This is a genomic window from Fructilactobacillus carniphilus (assembly GCF_024029675.1).
GTDB classification, from domain to species: Bacteria; Bacillota; Bacilli; order Lactobacillales; family Lactobacillaceae; genus Fructilactobacillus; species Fructilactobacillus carniphilus.
The window spans coordinates 1,324,355-1,345,769 of record NZ_CP097121.1 but is presented as its reverse complement, the minus strand read 5'-3'; the positions used below and the strand labels follow the sequence as shown (position 1 = coordinate 1,345,769).

13 protein-coding genes, 3 rRNA genes, 1 riboswitch and 1 other annotated feature are annotated in these 21,415 nt (G+C 46.1%); of the genes, 5 read left to right on the top strand and 11 right to left on the bottom strand.

The genetic code is table 11. The features are described from left to right. Positions 1-17 precede the first annotated feature (17 nt). Entirely contained in the window at positions 18-866 is an 849-nt protein-coding gene (locus tag M3M37_RS06740; protein ID WP_252795042.1) for a MetQ/NlpA family ABC transporter substrate-binding protein, read from the bottom strand. A 63-nt stretch (positions 867-929) separates the two neighbouring features. Beyond that, positions 930-1,198: a binding site (T-box leader), on the bottom strand. 134 nt (positions 1,199-1,332) lie between these two features. Between M3M37_RS06740 and M3M37_RS06735 the strand changes: the two genes are divergently transcribed. The 4 genes from M3M37_RS06735 to M3M37_RS06720 are packed head-to-tail and all read left to right on the top strand — an operon-like array spanning position 1,333 to position 6,065. Continuing rightward, positions 1,333-2,547: an isochorismate synthase gene (locus M3M37_RS06735; protein WP_252795041.1), complete on the top strand. Its 1,215-nt coding sequence runs from the start codon at positions 1,333-1,335 to the stop codon at positions 2,545-2,547. Further along, positions 2,525-4,141, top strand: a complete 1,617-nt coding sequence (gene menD / locus M3M37_RS06730) for a 2-succinyl-5-enolpyruvyl-6-hydroxy-3-cyclohexene-1-carboxylic-acid synthase (RefSeq protein WP_252795040.1) — start codon at positions 2,525-2,527, stop codon at positions 4,139-4,141. The genes M3M37_RS06735 and menD overlap by 23 nt, the downstream gene beginning before the upstream one ends. Next, entirely contained in the window at positions 4,141-4,953 is an 813-nt protein-coding gene (menH, locus tag M3M37_RS06725) for a 2-succinyl-6-hydroxy-2,4-cyclohexadiene-1-carboxylate synthase (RefSeq protein WP_252795039.1), read from the top strand. The genes menD and menH overlap by 1 nt, the downstream gene beginning before the upstream one ends. Beyond that, a complete protein-coding gene (locus M3M37_RS06720; protein WP_252795038.1) occupies positions 4,950-6,065 on the top strand; it encodes an enolase C-terminal domain-like protein in 1,116 nt (371 codons plus the stop codon). The genes menH and M3M37_RS06720 overlap by 4 nt, the downstream gene beginning before the upstream one ends. A gap of 41 nt (positions 6,066-6,106) precedes the next feature. Here M3M37_RS06720 and M3M37_RS06715 read toward each other — a convergent pair whose 3' ends face one another. The 4 genes from M3M37_RS06715 to M3M37_RS06700 form a co-directional block, all read right to left on the bottom strand. Next, positions 6,107-7,318 carry an MFS transporter gene (locus M3M37_RS06715; protein WP_252795037.1) on the bottom strand — a complete coding sequence of 404 codons (1,212 nt, stop codon included), beginning with the start codon at positions 7,316-7,318 and terminating at the stop codon, positions 6,107-6,109. A 195-nt stretch (positions 7,319-7,513) separates the two neighbouring features. Further along, positions 7,514-7,630, bottom strand: a 5S ribosomal RNA gene (gene rrf / locus M3M37_RS06710). 70 nt (positions 7,631-7,700) lie between these two features. Continuing rightward, positions 7,701-10,616, bottom strand: a 23S ribosomal RNA gene (locus M3M37_RS06705). A 213-nt stretch (positions 10,617-10,829) separates the two neighbouring features. After that, positions 10,830-12,405 (bottom strand): 16S ribosomal RNA (locus M3M37_RS06700). Together the 16S, 23S and 5S rRNA genes form the textbook arrangement of a ribosomal RNA operon. A gap of 385 nt (positions 12,406-12,790) precedes the next feature. Beyond that, positions 12,791-12,888: riboswitch (THF riboswitch) on the top strand. 42 nt (positions 12,889-12,930) lie between these two features. On the opposite strand from M3M37_RS06700, the gene M3M37_RS06695 reads away from it, so the two are divergent. Then, the gene (locus tag M3M37_RS06695; RefSeq protein WP_252795036.1) at positions 12,931-13,467 is read left to right on the top strand and encodes a folate family ECF transporter S component; all 537 of its coding nucleotides are present in this window, start codon (positions 12,931-12,933) and stop codon (positions 13,465-13,467) included. Positions 13,468-13,507: 40 nt separating this feature from the next. On the opposite strand, the gene M3M37_RS06690 is transcribed toward M3M37_RS06695, so the two are convergent. The 6 genes from M3M37_RS06690 to M3M37_RS06665 all read right to left on the bottom strand — a co-directional run bounded on the left by M3M37_RS06690 (position 13,508) and on the right by M3M37_RS06665 (position 21,242). Continuing rightward, entirely contained in the window at positions 13,508-14,377 is an 870-nt protein-coding gene (locus tag M3M37_RS06690; protein ID WP_252795035.1) for a phytoene/squalene synthase family protein, read from the bottom strand. After that, positions 14,370-15,863, bottom strand: a complete 1,494-nt coding sequence (locus M3M37_RS06685; RefSeq protein ID WP_252795034.1) for a phytoene desaturase family protein — start codon at positions 15,861-15,863, stop codon at positions 14,370-14,372. Before M3M37_RS06685 ends, M3M37_RS06690 begins: the two co-directional genes overlap by 8 nt. A 101-nt stretch (positions 15,864-15,964) precedes the next feature. Continuing rightward, complete coding sequence (gene ppk1 / locus M3M37_RS06680; protein ID WP_252795033.1) at positions 15,965-18,100, bottom strand: polyphosphate kinase 1; 2,136 nt, start codon at positions 18,098-18,100, stop codon at positions 15,965-15,967. Continuing rightward, complete coding sequence (locus M3M37_RS06675) at positions 18,090-19,496, bottom strand: DUF2252 domain-containing protein (protein WP_252795032.1); 1,407 nt, start codon at positions 19,494-19,496, stop codon at positions 18,090-18,092. Before M3M37_RS06675 ends, ppk1 begins: the two co-directional genes overlap by 11 nt. A gap of 147 nt (positions 19,497-19,643) precedes the next feature. Continuing rightward, positions 19,644-20,369, bottom strand: a complete 726-nt coding sequence (locus M3M37_RS06670; RefSeq protein ID WP_252795031.1) for a gamma-glutamyl-gamma-aminobutyrate hydrolase family protein — start codon at positions 20,367-20,369, stop codon at positions 19,644-19,646. A gap of 12 nt (positions 20,370-20,381) precedes the next feature. Beyond that, positions 20,382-21,242, bottom strand: a complete 861-nt coding sequence (locus M3M37_RS06665) for a MetQ/NlpA family ABC transporter substrate-binding protein (protein ID WP_252795030.1) — start codon at positions 21,240-21,242, stop codon at positions 20,382-20,384. Positions 21,243-21,415: the final 173 nt, after the last annotated feature.

Below are 21,415 nucleotides of genomic sequence, written 5' to 3'. Positions count from 1 at the left end.
CATTGAACTAATCTAAATTATTTAAACTTCAGGTTCCAAGCTGGAACTTCTAGTCCGTTGTAGTTCTTTTCAATGACTTTTTCAGTTTCCTTAGTTTGGAAAGCCTTCACAACCTTTTGTAAGTCCTTGTTATCCTTTTGTTCCTTGTTAGCAGCAATCAGGTTAATCCAGGGCTTCGATTGCTTGTTCAAAGGTTCTTTAAAGATTGTCTTGTCAGGACTCAAGTGAGCTGTTTGTGCGTAGTTCGTGTTAACCACGGCGGCCGCTGCATCGTTTAAAGTCCGGGCCGTTTGCGAAGCGTCCACTTCTTTGATGTTTAGGTTCTTGGGGTTAGACTTGATATCTTTTACCGTCAGCAATTTGTTGGGATTGCCACCCAGTTTGATTAAACCAGCTTCCTTTAAAACGAGTAAGGAACGACTTTCGTTCGTCGCATCGTTGGGAATTGCAATCGTGGCACCATCAGGAATGTCCTTCACATCCTTGTACTGCGTGGAGTACAACCGGATCGGCGTAATCACCGTGTTTCCAATTGAAACGATGTTAGATTTGTGTTGTTGGTTCCAGTTTTTCAAGAAGGCATAGTGTTGGAAGGAGTTAACGTCCACTTCGTGTTGACTCAACGCCGTGTTGGGTTGCGTGTAATCCGTAAAGTGCACGAACTTCAGCTTAATCTTGTACTTGTCCTTCGCCGTCTTAGCCACGGACTTCCAAATTTCATCGTCCGCCTTCGATCCACTCATCAAGCCGACCTTCACGACCTTTTCGTTCTGCGTCGATGACTTCGGTGCAAAACTAAACCAGCCAATCACACCAATTACCAGTAAAACCACGATTCCAATGATCCATTTTGTTGATTTCTTCATGATCCTTCACCTCATATTTTTTAATTTAACTTTAAATAAACAAAAAAAGCATCCATCCTTGTTATCAAGGACGAATGCTTTCGTGGTACCACCTTAGTTCACAAAACCAGTTTTTCAACTTGGTTTTGCCTCAGAAACTGCTCCAATTGACGCGTCTCGATTAGAACAATTTTGCTGAGATATCGGTCGCAACCCCGCCACTAGCTAACAGTAACCTGCTCACCAATGATTGATTCAGAACCCATCTTCTTTGCCTGCCTTTCATCCCTTTGCACCATCCAGGGACTCTCTGAGAAATTTCAGCAAATACTCAGTTCCTCAACTTCGTTTATTTAATTGTTCCTTATGTTAGTTGACTACCCCGTAAATGTCAACCACTAATTTAACTTTTTCTTAAAAAATCTTACGGGATTATGGAACCGAGTGTTGTTGGTGTCTCCCTTCCCGTTTTTTGGTAAGCTTAAAGATGGTAACAAACTCGAATTTAACGATTGGAATGAAGCACATGAACTCCCAAACGACCGCGTTCTTAGCGGATTTTGATAATTATCACACTGCCGTTTATTTTTCTGACCCCCAGCACCAGGTGGAATTGATTGGGCTGGGAGAAACAAGCACGTTGCATCACTTTACGTTAGCAGAACTAACGGCCTGGCACGCCCACCAATCCGTGCCCGTCTTTGGTGGCTTGCCCTTTGACCAACAACTCCAACCCACCAGCAACCTTATGAACGGCATCATGATTGCCCCCGCTTACGTGATTAACTTAGCCTCTGGGGAAGAATGGGGCACTCGGCCCGCACCGGATTATAAACAATCACCTCGGACCCACCCGCTCCACATCCTTAACCACACGACCGAAACTGATTGGCAAGCGCGCTTGCAACCGGTCTTACATACGCTTCAAACAGATCCGCAGAAACAGAAAGTGGTCCTCGGGATGCAGGAACACTTCGACCTAGACGGACAATTATCCGCTAGTCAATTAATCAAGACGCTCATCCGGCAACAGCCTCAGACCTATCATGTCGCCATTAAGCACGGCGACGAACTCTTTGGGTCAGCTACACCCGAACGCCTGGTGAAATTAAACCAGAACCAGCTTGAAACGGCAGCGGTGGCTGGTTCCATTGCCCGGGGCCAAACGGACAAGGCAGATCAAAAACTAGCACACGAGTTACAACGGGATGCCAAGAACCAACGAGAGCACCAGCTCGTGGTGACGGAAATTGAACGACGGCTACAACCGTGGGCACAACTTGATTCTGTTGCTGCTCCAGAAATTCTAACCACACCCCAGATTCAACACCTGTACACGCCGATTACCGGGACGATTAAGCAGACGGCTTCCGTTTGGCAAATCGTACAGGCCTTACACCCAACTCCCGCGTTAGGTGGCCTCCCGGTTGACTGGGCGCTGGCGACCATTGCCAACGTGGAAAGCCAGCCTCGGGGCCTCTTCGCCGCTCCAGTTGGATACGTCATGCCTGATGGAAGTGGGGAGTTCGTGATTGGCATCCGCTCTCTGTGGAGCAAGGATCATACCGTTAACCTCTTTGCGGGTGCAGGCATCCTGGCCGCTTCTGACTTAACTGCCGAAGAACGCGAAATTCAGCTCAAAACCACTGCCATGGAAAACATTTTAAAGGAGCAACTCGATGACGAACGTCATGACCAATAACCTTAAACATTTAATTAGTGCCTGTGAAAATCAAGGGGTAACGAACTTTGTGCTTTCGCCGGGGTCACGTAACACCCCGCTGGCACTCCTCCTCGCCGAACGAAACGTGAATCTGACGGTCGCAGTGGACGAACGTTCCGCCGGCTTTTTCGCATTAGGCCTAGCAAAGGCCAGTCGCCAACCGGTGGCCCTAGTAGCCACTTCCGGGACCGCCACCGCTAACTACGCGCCCGCGATTGCGGAAGCCCACAGTTTTCACGTGCCCTTAGTGGTGCTAACCACCGATCGGCCCCAGGAACTGCAGGAAATTGGGGCGCCCCAAACCATTCCCCAAGCCGGGATGTACACCACTAACGTCAAGCAAGCCCTCACCATTAATGTGCAGGAAGAGTCGCCAGACGTAACGGAATACATTGATTATCAGGTCCAACAACTGGTGCGCCAAACTAAGTTAGCACCGCGGGGTCCCGTGCAAATTAACCTGCCACTCAGAAAACCATTGTTGCCCGAATTAGGCACCCCTTGGCCCGTTGTGGTTCAGCAGGACTTTGGTCATATTACTGCGCAATTGGATGCGGCTTCACTGGCACAATTAACCCAACGATTGGAGCATAAGCGTTGCTTAATTACCATCGGTCCCACTGATCACCCGCTGCCAATGCAATTGTTACAAGAAGTTGCCGACCAATTAGACGCGCCCATCATCGCGGACGTTTTAAGCTCGGTCAGAGGGAGCGCTTCCACGGTTCCGGTTCAGCAGCTCTTGAAGTTACCGGAACAGTTGCAACCCGAAATCGTCCTCCGCTTCGGTGGCACTCCAGTTTCGGCCAGCCTGTTGCCATGGTTAAAACAGCAGCACGTTCCGGTAATCCAGATTGGTGCCGACTACCTGGGTAAGGATCACAGTCGTTGGGCCTACACCAGTTACAACTTGTCGGCCACTGACTTTTTGCAACAGTTAGCTACCACTGACATCCAGGGAACGGCGCACTACCGCGCCGACTGGGAACACTCCTTCCAACCGACGCTTGCTGCTGACCAGAAACAGCTTACCGCTCAGGAATTGCCCCGCCTGCTCTCCCACTTGACTCCCGAACACCAACTCTTTTTAGCGAACTCACTCACCGTCCGCAATTTTGATCAAGCCTTTGCGCCAGCTCATCCAGTGCAGGTTCACGGGAATCGCGGGGCCAACGGGATTGACGGTACCATTTCTAGTGCGGTCGGAATGGCTAATCAGCAGTCCACCTGGCTGGTTACCGGTGACCTGGCTTTCTTCCATGACCTAACCGGTTTGCAGTTAGCCCGCCAAACTAATGCCCACCTAACTATTGTGGTGGTAAACAACGATGGTGGCGGCATTTTCTCCCTATTACCACAGGCCGAAGCGCCTTATTTCGAGCAACTCTTTGGCACCCCGCAAGCGCTCAATCTAAAGGCAGCCGCAGCGTTCGTAAATGCACAATACCACCAGGTTACTACTGTATCGGCTTTCCAACGGCTAGTCCAGGAACCATGGGAAGGCTTACGAATCATTGAAGTCCCTGCCAACCGTGCGCACCTCTCGGCAGAATATCCGGAGGGCTTGGCCTAATGCAAACTACCATCAACGTTGCTGGCTATGACTATCACGTTACCATTACAGGAAACGGCGCCCCGTACTGGCTCTTTTTCCACGGCTTTTTAGGCAACCAGAGTGATTTTCAGGCCATTCATCCGAAAGGAACCTGCGTCTACGTCACCCTTTATGGGTTTGGAGCGCACGATCTGATGGTTCCGGCTGCAGGATTTAAGGCGGACCAACAAGTAGCATCCCTCCAGAGTTTAATTACCCAGTTAGCTTTGCAACCAGTTAACATCGTTGGTTATTCAATGGGAGCCCGCTTGGCCCTTTGTCTCGCGGTAACGGCACCCCAGTTAATTCAGCATCTAATCCTAGAAAGTGGCACGCCCGGATTGGCAGATCCGCTGGCACGGCAAGAACGACAGCAAGCGGATACGGCACGGGCAACTCAAATTGAAGCGACTGGGTTAGCTGCTTTTGTAGATCATTGGGAACAATTACCATTGTTTCACAGCCAACAAGTAGTTCCATTATCACAACAACAGCGGATGCACGCCATGCGGATGGCACATCAGCCTATCAACATGGCTAACTCATTGCGCTACTTTGGGACCGGAACCATGCCGAACCAGTGGCCAAATCTTTCGCAATTAACGCCTAAAACTACTATCATTACTGGTGAATTGGACCATAAATTTACCAACATTGGCCGCCAAATGGTGGCATCCATGCCGACGGCGACTCAAATTATCTTCCCAGCTACCGGGCATAACGTCCACTTTGAACAACCACAACAATATCAAGCAGTGTTGAACCATTTCAGTGAAGGGGGCACTCCATGAAAATTAATCAAATTACCTTAATTCCCTTAACCATCCGTTTAAAGGAGGCGTTTCGCACCAATCACGGAACAACTGCAGAGCGCCCGCTCCTTTTGGTCGAAATGAAAATGAGCAATGGAATTACTGGTTATGGTGAAGTTCAGGCCTTTGCCGACTCAAGTTATGCGCCGCAATCCCAAGCAATTGCCCTAGCCGAATTACAGGACGGTCTGCCGGCCCTAATCAAGCGTAGCTGGCAAACTCCCACGGATTTACAACGCCAACTAACCCGCTTCACTTCCTTTGCGCGGGCGGGAGTGGAAATGGCATTGTGGGATGCATACGGAAAGTTAGTCCACCAACCGCTTGCCCAGTTACTGGGTCAACCCGCTGCCACGGTCCCAGTCAGCGTGGCTTTAGGGATTCAAGCTAAAGATCAGCGCACCATTCGGCTAGCTGACGAAGAGTTGCAGGCTGGTTACCAACGATTAAAAATTAAAACGGATAATCTAGCGGTGGCGCAGCGGTTAATTAAAAAGCTCCAAATTGCGTTTCCTCATCAGTTAATTTCGTTTGATCCGAATGCAGCGTGGCCTGTTTCTAATCAAACCGTTGCTGCCCTAACAGAATTAGAAGCCGCTGGTTTGAGTATGATTGAAGAACCCTTCCATGACGCCAGTTTAGCGGAATATGCTAGCGTTCAGGCTCAACTACCGCAGTTGAAAATTAGCTTGGACGAAAGTATCAATTCGTTGACGGACATTCAAAACGCGGTGCGCGCGCAAAGTGCCGCGGCCTTTACACTTAAACCCAGCAAACTCGGTGGGATTACGCCGACCATGCAGGCTATTCAGTACATTACTAACACTCCATACTTGCCGTGGATTGGGGGCATGCTCGGCAGTGGCCTTGGCCGTGCGGTTGATTTAGCCTTAGCGGCACAACTCCCGCAACCAATTTTCCCGGCGGACATTTCAGATAGCAATCATTATTTTGAGCTAGAACCGATTAACGAATCCTTTACCGTCACGAACGGATCCTTGCCGGTTCCCACTGGCTCCGGAATCGGAGTTACCCTGAATTGGGATGCCATTAATCAATTACAAACTGGTGCAAACATTACATTTAACTAACAAAAACCGACCTCAGCTTGGAAAAGCTGGGGTCGGTTTGCTTATCTTTTGCTTTTGATTAGAAAAGTCATGATGACTAGTCCAAAAATGATGGTTAGACTTCCGGATCCCTGCCACAAAACTGGAGTATCGACTTTGATCCAAGCAGCTAGGTAACTCGTAACCGAGCAGAAGGCGAACGTGGAAATGGCTAGCGCATGCATCGCAGAAATGTTGCCAACGTTAAAGGACCGGTACATTAGTTTTTCAAACACATTGCCAGACATGCCCATCCCAATCCCCGCAATTAGCAACAACCCTAAGCGTACCACGTTCGGAACGGGTAACGTAAAGCCAATTAGACAACTACCAGATACCAAGTAATCCACGACAAAAAAGGTCGTCGCTTGCCATTTTACAAACGGGGCCACTGCGCCCCCGATTAAATCACCGGCTTTTTGGACAGCACCGACGGCCGAAAATAAAGCAACTGCTAGTCCTAACTCTTTCATAGTTAACGGTAATAATTCGAATAACAGGCCGGTAATCCCGCCCAAAATAGCTTCAAACAAGATAATTAAAAAGGCTGGCATCGTGTGGGTAAACTGGTATAAATCTGCTAACATTTGCCGGAGATAGGAACGTTCCGTTTTAGGGCTAGTTTCCGGTGCACTATTCTGAAGTTGAAAACTCGCATCATAACTAATCAGATTGTAAAAGATAATCCCGATGGGGGCGCTAACTAGGCTGGCAATGAGAAGTCCCTTACTTCCATTCGGAAGCAATAAAATCGCAGAGCTAAGAAGACTGGTAACGATGGTTATTCCCGTACTCATAAAATATTGAAAATCCACCGATTTTTCAATTTCCGCTTCGTTTTCCTGAAAAACAACGGGGATAAAACCAACTTCGACGGATCCCGAAATGGTATTAACTAAACTCAGGAAGAAATATAAACTCCCAATTATGCCTAAATTAGCTTTTTCCAGCAAACAAAAGCTACCTCCAAATAACGAGACGGTCGCCATTAGTTGCAGGATAATCAACATACGCTTGTTATTTTTCAGATGTGCTAACCAGGGTGATAATAGAATCATCAGGGCGGGCGGCAAAGCGGCTAGAACACCGAAAATAGCTAACGTATGAGCAATAGCATGGTAGCGTTGGACTAGCAAGTAGAGTAGGACGGTTGTGTAGGTACTAAATGCAATTAGTAAGAAGGATTGTCCGAGGACTAACTTCACTAGATTGGGATGTTGGTGAAATTTTTTCATGCAGAACCTCCTACTGGAATGGAACTGACCATGGTTGTTTAAGTGGCATAGATATATTGCCCCATTATACTGTTTTGAATTGTTATGTAAATCTTTTTTTTAATTATTTCTTTCAACAGACAGTTGATCGTGTTTTAGTTAATTTAATGCACAAAAAAAGACACCTTCGAATTGCTTCGAAAGTGCCTTTACTGCGCGTGGCAACGTCCTATCCTCGCAGGGGGCGATCCCCCAACTACTTTTGGCGTGCTAAAGCTTAACTGCTGTGTTCGGCATGGGAACAGGTGTATCCTTTAGGCTATCGCCACCACACTCTGAGTGAACTTCGTTCCCTCAAAACTAGCTAATATTATTTCCTGCTGAGTTTCCATTCTGCTTTTCCTTGGTTAAGTCCTCGACTGATTAGTATTAGTCCGCTTCACGTATCGCTACGCTTCCACTTCTAACCTATCGACCTGATCATCTTTCAGGAGTCTTACTTCCATATAGGAATGGGAAATCTCATCTTGAGGCGAGTTTCACACTTAGATGCTTTCAGCGTTTATCTCATCCATACATAGCTACTCAGCGGTGCGCCTGGCGGCGCAACTGATACACCAGCGGTATGTCCATCCCGGTCCTCTCGTACTAGGTACAGCTCCTCTCAAATTTCCTGCGCCCGCGACGGATAGGGACCGAACTGTCTCACGACGTTCTGAACCCAGCTCGCGTACCGCTTTAATGGGCGAACAGCCCAACCCTTGGGACCAACTACAGCCCCAGGATGCGATGAGCCGACATCGAGGTGCCAAACCTCCCCGTCGATGTGAACTCTTGGGGGAGATAAGCCTGTTATCCCCAGGGTAGCTTTTATCCGTTGAGCGATGGCCCTTCCATACGGTACCACCGGATCACTAAGTCCGACTTTCGTCCCTGCTCGACTAGTCAGTCTCACAGTCAAGCTTGCTTCTGCCTTTACACTTACAGAATGATTTCCAACCATTCTAAGCAAACCTTTGAGCGCCTCCGTTACTATTTAGGAGGCGACCGCCCCAGTCAAACTGCCAACCAGACACTGTCTCCGAGCACGATGAGTGCTCAGGGTTAGAGTGTTCACATAGCAAGGGTAGTATCCCACGGGTGCCTCCACCGAGACTAGCGTCCCGGTTTCAATGGCTCCTACCTATCCTGTACAAGCTATGTAAACACCCAATATCAAGCTACAGTAAAGCTCCATGGGGTCTTTCCGTCCTGTCGCGGGTAACCTGCTTCTTCACAGGTATCTTAATTTCACCGAGTCTCTCGTTGAGACAGTACTCAAATCGTTACGCCTTTCGTGCGGGTCGGAACTTACCCGACAAGGAATTTCGCTACCTTAGGACCGTTATAGTTACGGCCGCCGTTTACTGGGGCTTCATTTCGAGGCGTCGCCGAAGCTAACCTTTCCACTTAACCTTCCAGCACCGGGCAGGCGTCAGCCCATATACTTCATCTTACGATTTTGCATAAACCTGTGTTTTTGATAAACAGTCGTTTGAGTCTCTTCACTGCGGCTGACCTGACGGTCAGCACCCCTTCTTCCGAAGTTACGGGGTCATTTTGCCGAGTTCCTTAACGAGAGTTCTCTCGCTCACCTGAGGATCCTCTCCTCGACTACCTGTGTCGGTTTGCGGTACGGGTAGTTAATTACTCACTAGAAGCTTTTCTCGGCAGCGTGACATCGGTTGCTTCTCTACTTTAATTTCGATCCTCATCAACGCTTGTCAACCCGGTCAGAAGCATTTCACTCCTCACCTGACTTACGTTTTAAACATCCTTTTCCAGCCGGATGCTCAACCTAGCCTTCTGCGTCCCTCCATCGTTCCAACATAATTAACTAGTACAGGAATCTCAACCTGTTATCCATCGCCTACGCTTCTCAGCCTCGGCTTAGGTCCCGACTAACCCTGGGTGGACGAGCCTTCCCCAGGAAACCTTAGTCATTCGGTGGACCAGATTCTCACTGGTCTTTCGCTACTCATACCGGCATTCTCACTTCTAAGCGCTCCAACAGTCCTTCCGGTCTGCCTTCATTGCCCTTAGAACGCTCTCCTATCACGCAACGTAGTTGCGTCCGCAGTCTCGGTAATATGCTTAGCCCCGGTAAATTTTCGGCGCAGAATCACTCGACTAGTGAGCTATTACGCACTCTTTAAATGGTGGCTGCTTCTGAGCCAACATCCTAGTTGTCTAAGCAACTCCACTTCCTTTTCCACTTAGCATATATTTAGGGACCTTAACTGGCGGTCTGGGCTGTTCCCCTTTCGACGATGGATCTTATCACTCATCGTCTGACTCCCGGACATAAATCAATGGTATTCGGAGTTTATCTGAACTCAGTAATCCAAGACGGACCCCTCGCTCAAACAGTGGCTCTACCTCCATGATTCTAATTCCGAGGCTAGCCCTAAAGCTATTTCGGAGAGAACCAGCTATCTCCAAGTTCGTTTGGAATTTCACCGCTATCCACACCTCATCCCAGCACTTTTCAACGTACACGGGTTCGGACCTCCGGTGCGTATTACCGCACTTTCATCCTGGACATGGATAGATCACCTGGTTTCGGGTCTACGGCAACATACTAATTCGCCCTCTTAAGACTCGCTTTCGCTACGGCTCCGCTTTTTCGGCTTAACCTTGCATGCAACTGTAACTCGCCGGTTCATTCTACAAGAGGCACGCCATCACCCCTTAACGGGCTCTGACTGCTTGTAGGCACATGGTTGCAGGAACTATTTCACTCCCCTTCCGGGGTGCTTTTCACCTTTCCCTCACGGTACTGGTTCACTATCGGTCACTAGGGAGTATTTAGCCTTGGGAGATGGTCCTCCCGGATTCCGACGCCGTTTCACGTGTGGCGCCGTACTCAGGATCCTGAACTGAGGGAATTCAATTTCGCTTACGAGACTATCACTCTCTTTGGTGCAGCTTCCCAACTGCTTCAGCTATCAAATTCTTTTGTAACTCAAATGTTCAGTCCTACAACCCCGAACCACGAAGGTTCGGTTTGGGCTATTCCCAGTTCGCTCGCCGCTACTTTGGGAATCGAAATTTCTTTATCTTCCTGTGGGTACTTAGATGTTTCAGTTCCCCACGTCTGCCTCTGCGTAGCTATGAATTCACTACGTAGTGATTAGTCATTACACTAATCGAGTTTCCTCATTCGGAAATCTCCGGATCACAGCTTACTTACAGCTCCCCGAAGCATATCGGTGTTAGTTCCGTCCTTCATCGGCTCCTAGTACCAAGGCATTCACCATGCGCCCTTTCTAACTTAACCTATAATCCGACGGATTATAAATTATTGAGTTTAGCGATTAAACACATTAAAAAACTCAAATTACACAATGGTTTTCTCGGTTAAAATTATATCAATCAATATAATTCTTACAGAAAATAATATTATCTAGTTTTCAAAGAACTAAGTTTGAGAGTAATCCTCTCAAAACTAAACAAGACTTTGATCGGTGTAAGGTTCCGTATTATTCCTTAGAAAGGAGGTGATCCAGCCGCAGGTTCTCCTACGGCTACCTTGTTACGACTTCACCCTAATCATCTGTCCCACCTTAGGCGGCGGACTCCAAACGGTTATCCAACCGACTTTGGGTGTTACAAACTCTCATGGTGTGACGGGCGGTGTGTACAAGACCCGGGAACGTATTCACCGTGGCATGCTGATCCACGATTACTAGCGATTCCAACTTCATGCAGGCGAGTTGCAGCCTGCAATCCGAACTGAGAACGGCTTTAAGAGATTAGCTTGACCTCGCGGTTTCGCAACTCGTTGTACCGTCCATTGTAGCACGTGTGTAGCCCAGGTCATAAGGGGCATGATGATTTGACGTCATCCCCACCTTCCTCCGGTTTATCACCGGCAGTCTCTCTAGAGTGCCCAACTCAATGCTGGCAACTAAAGACAAGGGTTGCGCTCGTTGCGGGACTTAACCCAACATCTCACGACACGAGCTGACGACAACCATGCACCACCTGTCATTCTGCCCCCGAAGGGGACAACTAATCTCTTAGGCTAACAGAAGATGTCAAGACCTGGTAAGGTTCTTCGCGTAGCATCGAATTAAACCACATGCTCCACCGCTTGTGCGGGTCCCCGTCAATTCCTTTGAGTTTCAACCTTGCGGTCGTACTCCCCAGGCGGAATGCTTAATGCGTTAGCTTCGGCACTGAGAGGCGGAAACCTCCCAACACCTAGCATTCATCGTTTACGGCATGGACTACCAGGGTATCTAATCCTGTTTGCTACCCATGCTTTCGAGCCTCAGCGTCAGATGCAGACTAGACAGCCGCCTTCGCCACTGGTGTTCCTTCATATATCTACGCATTTCACCGCTACACATGAAGTTCCACTGTCCTCTTCTGCACTCAAGTTTCCCAGTTTCCGATGCACTTCTTCGGTTAAGCCGAAGGCTTTCACATCAGACTTAAAAAACCGCCTGCGCTCGCTTTACGCCCAATAAATCCGGACAACGTTTGCCACCTACGTATTACCGCGGCTGCTGGCACGTAGTTAGCCGTGACTTTCTGGTTAGATACCGTCACGCCGCGAGCAGTTACTCTCACAGTCGTTCTTCTCTAACAACAGAGTTTTACGAGCCGAAACCCTTCTTCACTCACGCGGCGTTGCTCCATCAGACTTTCGTCCATTGTGGAAGATTCCCTACTGCTGCCTCCCGTAGGAGTATGGGCCGTGTCTCAGTCCCATTGTGGCAGATTACCCTCTCAGGTCTGCTACGTATCATCGCCTTGGTGAGCCATTATCTCACCAACTAGCTAATACGCCGCGGGTCCATCCAAAAGCACTAGCACAAAGGCCAGCTTTCAAACTAAAACCATGTGGTTTTAGTTGTTATACGGTATTAGCATCTGTTTCCAGGTGTTATCCCCTACTTCTGGGCAGGTTACCCACGTGTTACTCACCAGTTCGCCACTCGGTCCGATCTAAAGTCAAATCTGTGCAAGCACGTCATTTCATTTAGGAGACCTCGTTCGACTTGCATGTATTAGGCACGCCGCCAACGTTCGTCCTGAGCCAGGATCAAACTCTCATTTTAAATGAGAACTTTACTAGCTCTACTTTATTTGTTTCTTTAAGCGAATTGACTTCGCAAATGTTTAATTTTTAAACGCTAGTTTAAAAATTCCTTACACTTTTTGTAATCAAAATCTTGTTCAGTTTTCAAAGAACTACTCAGTCATCAATTACTTGACAACTCAATTATCATAGCACGTTTTAGTCAATCAAGTCAAGAAATTAATTTGATTAATTAAAACGACATTGATTGCTTAATTAGCAACAGGAATTACTATATCAGGCTAAGCAGCCCACGTCAACCACCTTGGTCAAATTAAGTCAAATTATTTTAATTTCCCCTTCACACCCTAACTAACTGAATTATGGTATATTAAAAAAGTACTGTTTTAGTACAACTAAAATTTTTTGGAGTAGGATTTAACGCGTTAAGTGCCAGCGGAACGGAATGTGAACGCTGGACGAAAAGCAGACTGCTTGCGATGTTATTTCCGCATTCGCCACTAACCTCACCATTTGGTGGCAGCTCCAGTCAGGAGATGTCAAATTGAATTTTTTACGGAAGTGGGGACTCCGTCCTCTCAGTTTAAAGGGAATGACCTACCTTGCCATTCTAATGGCGATCGAAATTATCGTTGGTCGCTTTGTAATTGGAAGTAGTAGCGTACAATTCTCCTTTACCTTTATTGTAATTGCCTTAATCGCCAAATGGTACGGGCCGTTCTGGTCCACCGGGGTTGCTGTAATTGTTGATTTCATCTCAACCCTCTTTAGCGGGCAACCTTATTTTCCGGGGTTTGCCCTTTCCGCGATTCTAGTTAGTTTAATTTACAGTATTGGCTTTTTTCAGCAAAAACGGATTAGTTGGCCCCGCGTCATCATCGTCGTTGCTCTGATTACTGTCTTCATTAACCTAATTTTGAATTCGTGGTGGGTGTCAATTATTGCCCACACCCCGTTTTCCTATTTCTTCGGGGTTCGGCTCGGGAAAAACTTAATTTCTTTCCCGATTCAAACGGTCTTGTTATATTGGGTCCTGAATAATCGAACCATTCAAAACTTAAAACCAACCATTTTTAAATAAAGAAAGATCCGGAGCTATTGGTGGTAGCTTCGAATCTTTTTTAGATTGAATAACTAATTTTTAATTTAATTAGGAGCCACAATTTATAATACTTACTAACCACTACTCGGCCCCGCAAAACGTTGTAATCTCTTCGGCGGAGCTTTTTCAAAATAGCCTGGTATCCCTCAATTGCTAGTGCTAAGGCCAACCGAGCTTGCCGTTCTGGGACTAAAGCAATCACCGTTGGACCGCATTGATAATCAGAAAAAGCAATTCTTCCAATTCTTTTAACCAAGTCGGAAAAGGCAGCAGGAATTCCTAATGCTGGTTGCCGCAAAAACTGTAGGTCTATTTGCGCAGCCATAAGCAATGATTGGGGCAAATAAAGATAATGGCGAAGATAATCCGCCCGTACGTCCCGCAGAATGTTCGTTAACTGCATCGCAACACCCACGCGGATAACGGCCTTTTTTTCTGCCGGTTGCAACGATTCTTCCCGTAAAACGGCCATTAACATTAAGCCCACCGTTCCGGCAACCTGATAACAATAATTGCGTAAATCTGTCATCGTCTGGATCCGTTGCTGCCGCAAATCTGCCCTTTGTCCAGCAATCATCTCATCCATCAGTTGAAACGAAATCTGAAAAGTTTCAAAAACAATGGCGAGGTTCATGCCCAACTGGGACTGGGGCTTGCCAGCCTTGACGTCGTCCCACTCCTGGCATAACCGTTTAAATTCCTGGGCATCCTGCTGATCTGCCGCGTCATCAAGTTGTCGCAAAAAGGAATACAAAACAAAGATACTCAACGACTGATACTTGGGCAAGCGTGAAAATGCAAAGTAAAAGGTCGTTGAATTTTGCTTAATCATTAGTTCGCTGGCTGCCATTCCGGCTAGATAAGGGGCCAAGCGTTGTGCCCTATTCATTAGACAGATCTTTCTCTAGTTCCTGAGCAGCTAGTTCTCCACTCGTAACCACGATGGGAACTCCCGCGCCCGGATGAGTACTAGCTCCCGCAAAGTATAAGCCCTGAATCTTACGGGCCTTATTGTGAGGCCGAAAATAGTTACTCTGCAGCAGGGTGGGCTTCAGCCCAAAGGCAGTTCCGTACTTACTGTTATAGAACTCCTTAAAATCACTCGGCGTAAAAACGCGTTGGACTTGAATCCACTTTTGTAAATCAGTCAATCCAAAATCAGTTTCCATCCGCCGCAAAATCTTTGGCACGTAATCTTGCACCTCTGTTTCACTGAGTTGTTGTTGCTGTAAATTAGCCACCGGAACCAAAACGTAAAGCGCCGAAGCTCCCGCTGGTGCCACCGAAGCATCAATGGCACTAGGATTATATAAATAATACGAAGGATCGTTAGGCAAAACGCCTGTTTCAATTTCCGTTAGATTACGTTTAAAATCAGTAGCCATTTTAATCGTATGTACTCCTAATTGTTCGTACTGACAATCTACTCCTAGATATAACAGCAAACACGACATTGAGTACTGCATTTTTTGATTAACTTCTTTCTCGCTAATCCGTTCCAAGCGTTGAGCTGACTGGTCCAATAAATGTTCTACGGCATACGGATAATCCGCATTGACAACAACTGCATCACTTGCCAGCGTTTGTCCAGCCACTTTGATTCCAGTGACCTGACTCCGGTTCGTTTCAATTGCTTCCACCGGTTGATTCAGTTTAATTGTACCCCCAAGCTCGGTAAAGCGGCGCTGAAGTGCCAAGGCATACTGATACATTCCCCCATCAATGTACCAAACCCCATAGAGCAACTCGATCATCGGAATAATGTTATAAATCGATGGCCCGCTAAAGGGAGAAATCCCAATATACAGGGTTTGAAATGATAATAAATACTGCAGTTGCTGGTTGGGAATAAACTTTTGCATGTCGTGATAGGACGAGGAAAAGGTTTTTAATTGCAACGCCTGTTTTAAGGTCTTCCAATTAAAGAAGTCGCGGGGCGTGCGAAAACTCTTGTAAATAAAATTATCCTTTGCGTTTAGATACTTTTGATAAATATCCGCTAAATAATTAAGGAACCCCGCCATATCGGCGTCACTGCTCCCCTCAAACAGCTGGGTTAGGCGCACTAAATCACTAGAAATCGGATATCGTTGCTTTGCAATTTCAACGGTCATAAAGGGATCGACTCGTTGCATCGTGAAGTAATCATCCGGATCTACCCCGGATTCTAAAAAGGGCTTGCGATAAATGTCAGGCATCATCACAATCGTCGGACCCATGTCAAACCGATAACCGTCTACTTCTAAACGATTCATTTTTCCACCCACTTGGTGGTTCTTTTCAAAGATCGTAACTTCATATCCTTGAGATTGGAGCTTCAAAGCGGCCGTTAACCCACCGACACCGGCTCCAATAACACTTACTTTTTGCTTCATCTTTTCTCCTTAAAAACCAAAATCGGAACGGGCCCAGCCCGTTCCGATCTCAGCTTCACTCTCATTTACTTTTATTTTGATGTTCACTGCTTATTCCCAGTCTAATTAGTTCTCGTAGTTCTGCGCTGTTGCCACCAATTCAATAACCGATCCCACGCAGATTGCAGTTGGTTTTTGGGTTGGGGTTGCACAGCCAATTCCTTTAAAAAGGTTTGTTGGGCAGAATGACCTTTGGGACTTTCATATTTAAAGTACTTACCTTCTTTATTCATAAAGAAGCCGTCCACATCATCTTGGTCATAAACGGCAATAATGTGTTCTAACGCCTGGTGCATTTGTGGGTCCAAAACCGGAGCTGCTAATTCCACCCGGTTATCCATGTTCCGGGTCATTAAGTCGGCCGAAGAAATCCAGAGCGCGGTCCCTTCGTCGTAAAAGGCGTAAATCCGACTGTGCTCCAAAAATTGACCTACCACACTAGAAACCACAATGTTTTCCTTGGGTCCACAGACGCCAAGTTCCAGACAACAGGCCCCCCGTACAATTAAGCGGAACGGCACCCCAACGCTCGCCGCATCGTAAATGGCTGCAATCACGTCCACATCCGTTAGAGAATTAACCTTGAGGAAAACGTGACCCTGACCGGTGCGTTGGTAATATTCCTTCACCTTTTGAATGTTTTGAATTACCATGTCCTCAATTCGATGTGGTGAGGCTGCCAGAACCTTGTATTTGGGCGGGTTAGCTCCAGGTTGTTCTAGGTAATTAAAGAACGACGCCAGGTCACTCACGTAGTCCTTGCGACTGGAAAAGAGGCTTAAATCAACAAAGCCCTTGGCCGTTGATTCATTATAATTCCCGGTTCCAATCTGGACGTAACCCTCCGGATCTGCACCATCCTTGGTTAGAACCAAACAAGTCTTACTGTGAACCTTCATGTATTTCTTCCCAAAGATGATGTTACAACCGGCATCTTCCAGTTCTCCCGTCACCTTGAGGTTATTGGCTTCGTCAAACCGGGCCCGCAATTCAATCATCACGGTGACTTCAATCCCCTTTTGCGCGGCTTCCTTAAGTAAATCAATGACCTTAGAATTATTAGCCACCCGGTAGATAGTTTGCTTAATTGCCACCGTTTTCGGGTCAGCAATTGCTTCTCGTAAGAAGGTCAAAAATTGATCAAACGAATCATCCGGATACTGCAATAACAGGTCATGTTCCTGTAAATACTGCAGCATGGATCGTTGAACTGGCCATTCACGGGCCTGAAAGTCTGGATAAACCAGCTGGGGCTGCGCCTTTTCCCATGATTTTAACAACGGGAACAAGAAAGTTAAATCCAGTGGACCTGGGATTCGGTAGAGCGCTTGTTCATCAATTCGAAATTTCTTTAAAAATTCCAACACAAACTTATGATTAACGTCTGGTAAAGCTTCGATGGCCAACATCGTAATTCGACCGCGTTCCCGATCGGCCAGGTAGTGCCGGAGATTTTGCACCGTATCTTGGTTATTGTCATCTTTATCAACGTCCAAAGACGCATCCAAATCCCGGCTAACTCGGAATGTCAGAATATCTTCTACTTTGCCATCATCAAACAAAGTATTCAAATTATTGCGAATTAAATCTTCAACCCGCAGATAAATGATTTGATCATCAACGCGCAGGCGAATCGTTCGTCGAATCTCTAACGGCACTGGCACAATTCTAATCGCGTGCTTGCCTTTGAGCTTCATTTTAACTGCTAGCGCCATCCGTTTGTTCTTCAAATAATCCAAATTGTAATTATTTTCGTACGTAGTTGACGTTAAGAAGGGCAGAATCCGTTGGTCAAAAATTTGATCGGCCTTTTCACGTTGGCGCTCATCCAATTGATTGTAAGTGGAAATTTTCCCTAGACCTTCTGCTGGCAATTGTTCACTCAAACTCTTGAAGTAACTGTACTGAATCTCAAAGTTTTTTTCATTACGTTTGTGTAATCGTTTTAAAATTTTGGAATAGTGCAGTCCCGACTTTTTTTCAACCCCGTCATCAGTGACTTCCATCTGACTTTGCAAACTCGGTACCCGCACGCTGTAAAATTCATCCAAGTTATTGGCGGCAATTGCCAAAAACCGGAAACGATCCAAAAACGGGGTTGTCGTTTCATTAGCCAGTTCAATCACTCGACGGTTAAATAATAACCAACTCAAATCGCGGTTATAGCATTTGCCGTGGTAGTTAAACTCACTTACCATCTTTTTCCCCCTTAATAAAAGTTTTGTAATCCAGTTCTACTTGTTTAACGTACTCGTTCGCAAAGTGCACAAAGGCCCGATCCATCCACGTTTGGCTTTGGAGAAATCCAATGACCATGGGGAACGTAGAGGAGCGACTGTGAGCCCGGGCCAAGAGGTTCATACAAACGGAAACGTAGTCCCGATAGGCTGGCCAGTCTAGCTTGTTTAACTTCACCGATCCCTTCATGTCCTTGAACTGCCGGACGTAGAAACTATATTTTTTGGTATCAAAGTAACCCAAGAACCGATCCGAAGAACTCTGCAGAATCCGTTGACACTTCACAATTTCTTCTCCAGAAGAATGGTGCTTGTTAAAGTAAATTTCTTCATTTTGGTAAATCGGGAGCGCCTGCTTAATTTGCAGTACTAGGTAGTCACCGTTACTGTTTTCTAACAAAATGAGGTAACACAGAGTCCCCACGCTTCCCACTCCGACACTGTGGCGCACAATGTCAACAATGTGAAATTCGGATAGAAACTGGTGCACGTCGCTGCGGGCGTGATGGCGGTAATCATAGTAACCGTTGACCAAGCGTTGGTAGGTTTTGGCTCCCACGTGCTTCGTCACCGGATCATTTTCAATGAAATGACGCTTGCCATCCACCACCTCGGTATATTTCTTTACTGCATAATCAGAGTTACTCCGGACGGCCTTTTTAACCGTCTTGCTAACAATTTTTGTGAATGATTTATCAAATTTATCCCGATCATCGTGAACCACGTTAAACGCCGAGGCAATGTTTTCCAAGGTATTTGGTGCAATGAACCGTTCCATGGCTGGTAATTGGTTCAAATGAATCAGGGAACGTATGTAGGTCTTCATCACCTTATGTAAGAAGGGATTAACGTCTTTTTTGATGTCAAATCCTTGTTGTTTAGCCACTAACAAGGAACTGACCAGTAGTCGCTTGACGTCATAATCCCAATAACCAATGTGTGATTCATCGAAATCATTCATATCAAACAGTAATTGGCCTTCGGCAGAACCATAGTAACCAAAATTTCCGATGTGGGCGTCACCACCAATTAAGGTTTTAATCCCACTATTAGGGTTTAAATCCAAGTCATGATTCATGATGTCAACCGTACCCCGGAAAAACGCGAAGGCGGATTCAGACATCCGTTCCCGTTTTAAATTAAGGATTTTTTTGTATAAAAGCGAATTCCGAACGTCCATAATTTTTTCTACGTTCCGTTTATGGGGATTGTAATTCGCAATGTTTCCGTATTCTTGGTCTAATCCAAGTCGTTGTCCTTCCGCAATCAGTTCCGTGCTCGTTTTAGTGGTAATGTCCATCTGATTAAATTCATAAGGGACTAAACTTTTTTGGTTAATTTTTTTATCTTTACTCATTAGAAATGGTTCCTTTCTCTGCTTAGCAGATTTACTAACTTTATTATAACAATCACAAACGACGGAAGGAACTTAAATTTGGACAATTAAATTTTTATCGTCCAAATAAAAAATGTGCCCCGCGTTAATTCGGGACACATTTGCTGATTATTGTTCTAATTGTTTTTGAATCCGAGCAAAGAAATCTAAAAAAAGTTGCTCATCGCGGTGGTCGACTTCCCACATTAACTCGGGATGCCATTGAACTCCAACAACAGTCGCACCATCATTTTCAGCTGCTTCAATTACTCCATCAGTAGCACGAGCAGTGACGTGTAATGGTGCTGCCACTTGTTTCAATGCTTGGTGATGAATGGAGTTGACCTGGGGATTAGTCCCCATTGCATGGGCAATGCTGCTATCCGTATCAACCACAATTTCATGAATTTCCGCCTGTGGCTGGTTAAATTCCACGTGTTCAATCTCAGAACTAGGAAAATCAGTGGCAACGTCTTGGTGCAAACTACCACCTAATGCCACATTAATGATTTGCAGACCCCGACAAATCCCCAGAATCGGCTTACGTTGCCGCATCATTTCTTCAATTAAACCCATTTCCCAGCGATCATGAGGTAAATAATGAGCTTCATCTGCTTGAACAGAATTTTCGGAAAAGAGTTGCGGGTGCACGTCTTGTCCCCCTGGAATAATTAGGCCGTCAATTAAATCGACGTAATCGGGAATCATTTCGGGACTAGCCATCGGGATAATCACAGGAACAACCCCGTGTTTCCGCAAGACGTCAATAAAAACGCGAGCTGTGTAATTAGCATAATCAAGGTTAAAGTTATCGGTTTTAATGCGATTAATATTGGCCGCAATTCCAACTTTCACACTAACGACCTCCTAATTATCAAAGTAACTAACTGGTTTATCAACGTCAATCTTAGTTCCAGAGAACTTCTTTTCGATGTAACGTTGGGCGGCTTTACTGTGGTATAACTTCACTAACTTCTTGTATTCCGGCTTGTTTTTGTTCTTTTCGGCCGTGGCAATCACGTTAATGTTACCCTTCGTTGATTGATCCAATTTTTCGTGGTAAATGGCATCTTTTTTCACGTTTAAATGACTTTGTAGCGCCATCGTGTTTCCAATTAAGACCGCTGCCACGTTTTTATCTTGTAATAACCGAGGGCCGGTATGATCATCAACTTCTTGGAACTTCAGATCTTTCCGATTTTCGCCAACGTTCTGTAAGCTGTACAAGCCCGCCTTGGGTTCCCCCTTCAAAGTGATTAAACCCGCACTTTGTAAGAGCTTCAAGCTTCGAGATGTGTTGGCCGGGTTATTTGAAATTGCAATCGTTGCCCCGTTCGGAATTTCCTTCACTGATTTGTACTGCCGGGAGTAAATTCCCATGGGCTCCAAGTAGGTAGTTCCTAAAATAGCCAGTTTCCCCTTGTTACTGTGTTCGTTAAAGTACTTCAAGTAACTTTCCATTTGGAAGGCATTCACGTCCACTTGTCCTTGAATCGTAGCCTTATTCAAGCTAACTCCATCAGAGAAGTCCTTCACCTGCAAATTGATCCCAGCTTTCTTGGTTTCTGGTAACTTGGCAATGTATTCCCAGACCTGGGTATCAGGACCATATGAACCAATGGTAACCGTCTTTTGTTGGCTGTTATGACCGCCAAATTGATAAAATCCTAAACCAGCGATGACCGCCACAACGGCAATCCCGATGATCCATTTCCATGCTTTTTTCATTGGTAATTCTCCCCTTTTTAAAGTTAATGAAAAATTTACAATTATAGCCAATTTAAGCATAGCACTTACTAATAGTCAATTAATTGCATTGCTAATAGTTTTGCTAAATTAATTAGTATAGGAGAAGAATCTGCTGATTACTTGATTAACCATCAATTTCTCCTTATTTCGTG

Excerpts from the sequence above, each read along its gene's own strand:
- M3M37_RS06740 (WP_252795042.1), bottom strand. The coding sequence starts at position 866 with ATGAAGAAATCAACAAAATGGATCATTGGAATCGTGGTTTTACTGGTA.
- M3M37_RS06735 (WP_252795041.1), top strand. The coding sequence starts at position 1,333 with ATGGTAACAAACTCGAATTTAACGATTGGAATGAAGCACATGAACTCC.
- menD (WP_252795040.1), top strand. The coding sequence starts at position 2,525 with ATGACGAACGTCATGACCAATAACCTTAAACATTTAATTAGTGCCTGT.
- menH (WP_252795039.1), top strand. The coding sequence starts at position 4,141 with ATGCAAACTACCATCAACGTTGCTGGCTATGACTATCACGTTACCATT.
- M3M37_RS06720 (WP_252795038.1), top strand. The coding sequence starts at position 4,950 with ATGAAAATTAATCAAATTACCTTAATTCCCTTAACCATCCGTTTAAAG.
- M3M37_RS06715 (WP_252795037.1), bottom strand. The coding sequence starts at position 7,318 with ATGAAAAAATTTCACCAACATCCCAATCTAGTGAAGTTAGTCCTCGGA.
- M3M37_RS06690 (WP_252795035.1), bottom strand. The coding sequence starts at position 14,377 with ATGAATAGGGCACAACGCTTGGCCCCTTATCTAGCCGGAATGGCAGCC.
- M3M37_RS06685 (WP_252795034.1), bottom strand. The coding sequence starts at position 15,863 with ATGAAGCAAAAAGTAAGTGTTATTGGAGCCGGTGTCGGTGGGTTAACG.
- ppk1 (WP_252795033.1), bottom strand. The coding sequence starts at position 18,100 with ATGGTAAGTGAGTTTAACTACCACGGCAAATGCTATAACCGCGATTTG.
- M3M37_RS06675 (WP_252795032.1), bottom strand. The coding sequence starts at position 19,496 with ATGAGTAAAGATAAAAAAATTAACCAAAAAAGTTTAGTCCCTTATGAA.
- M3M37_RS06665 (WP_252795030.1), bottom strand. The coding sequence starts at position 21,242 with ATGAAAAAAGCATGGAAATGGATCATCGGGATTGCCGTTGTGGCGGTC.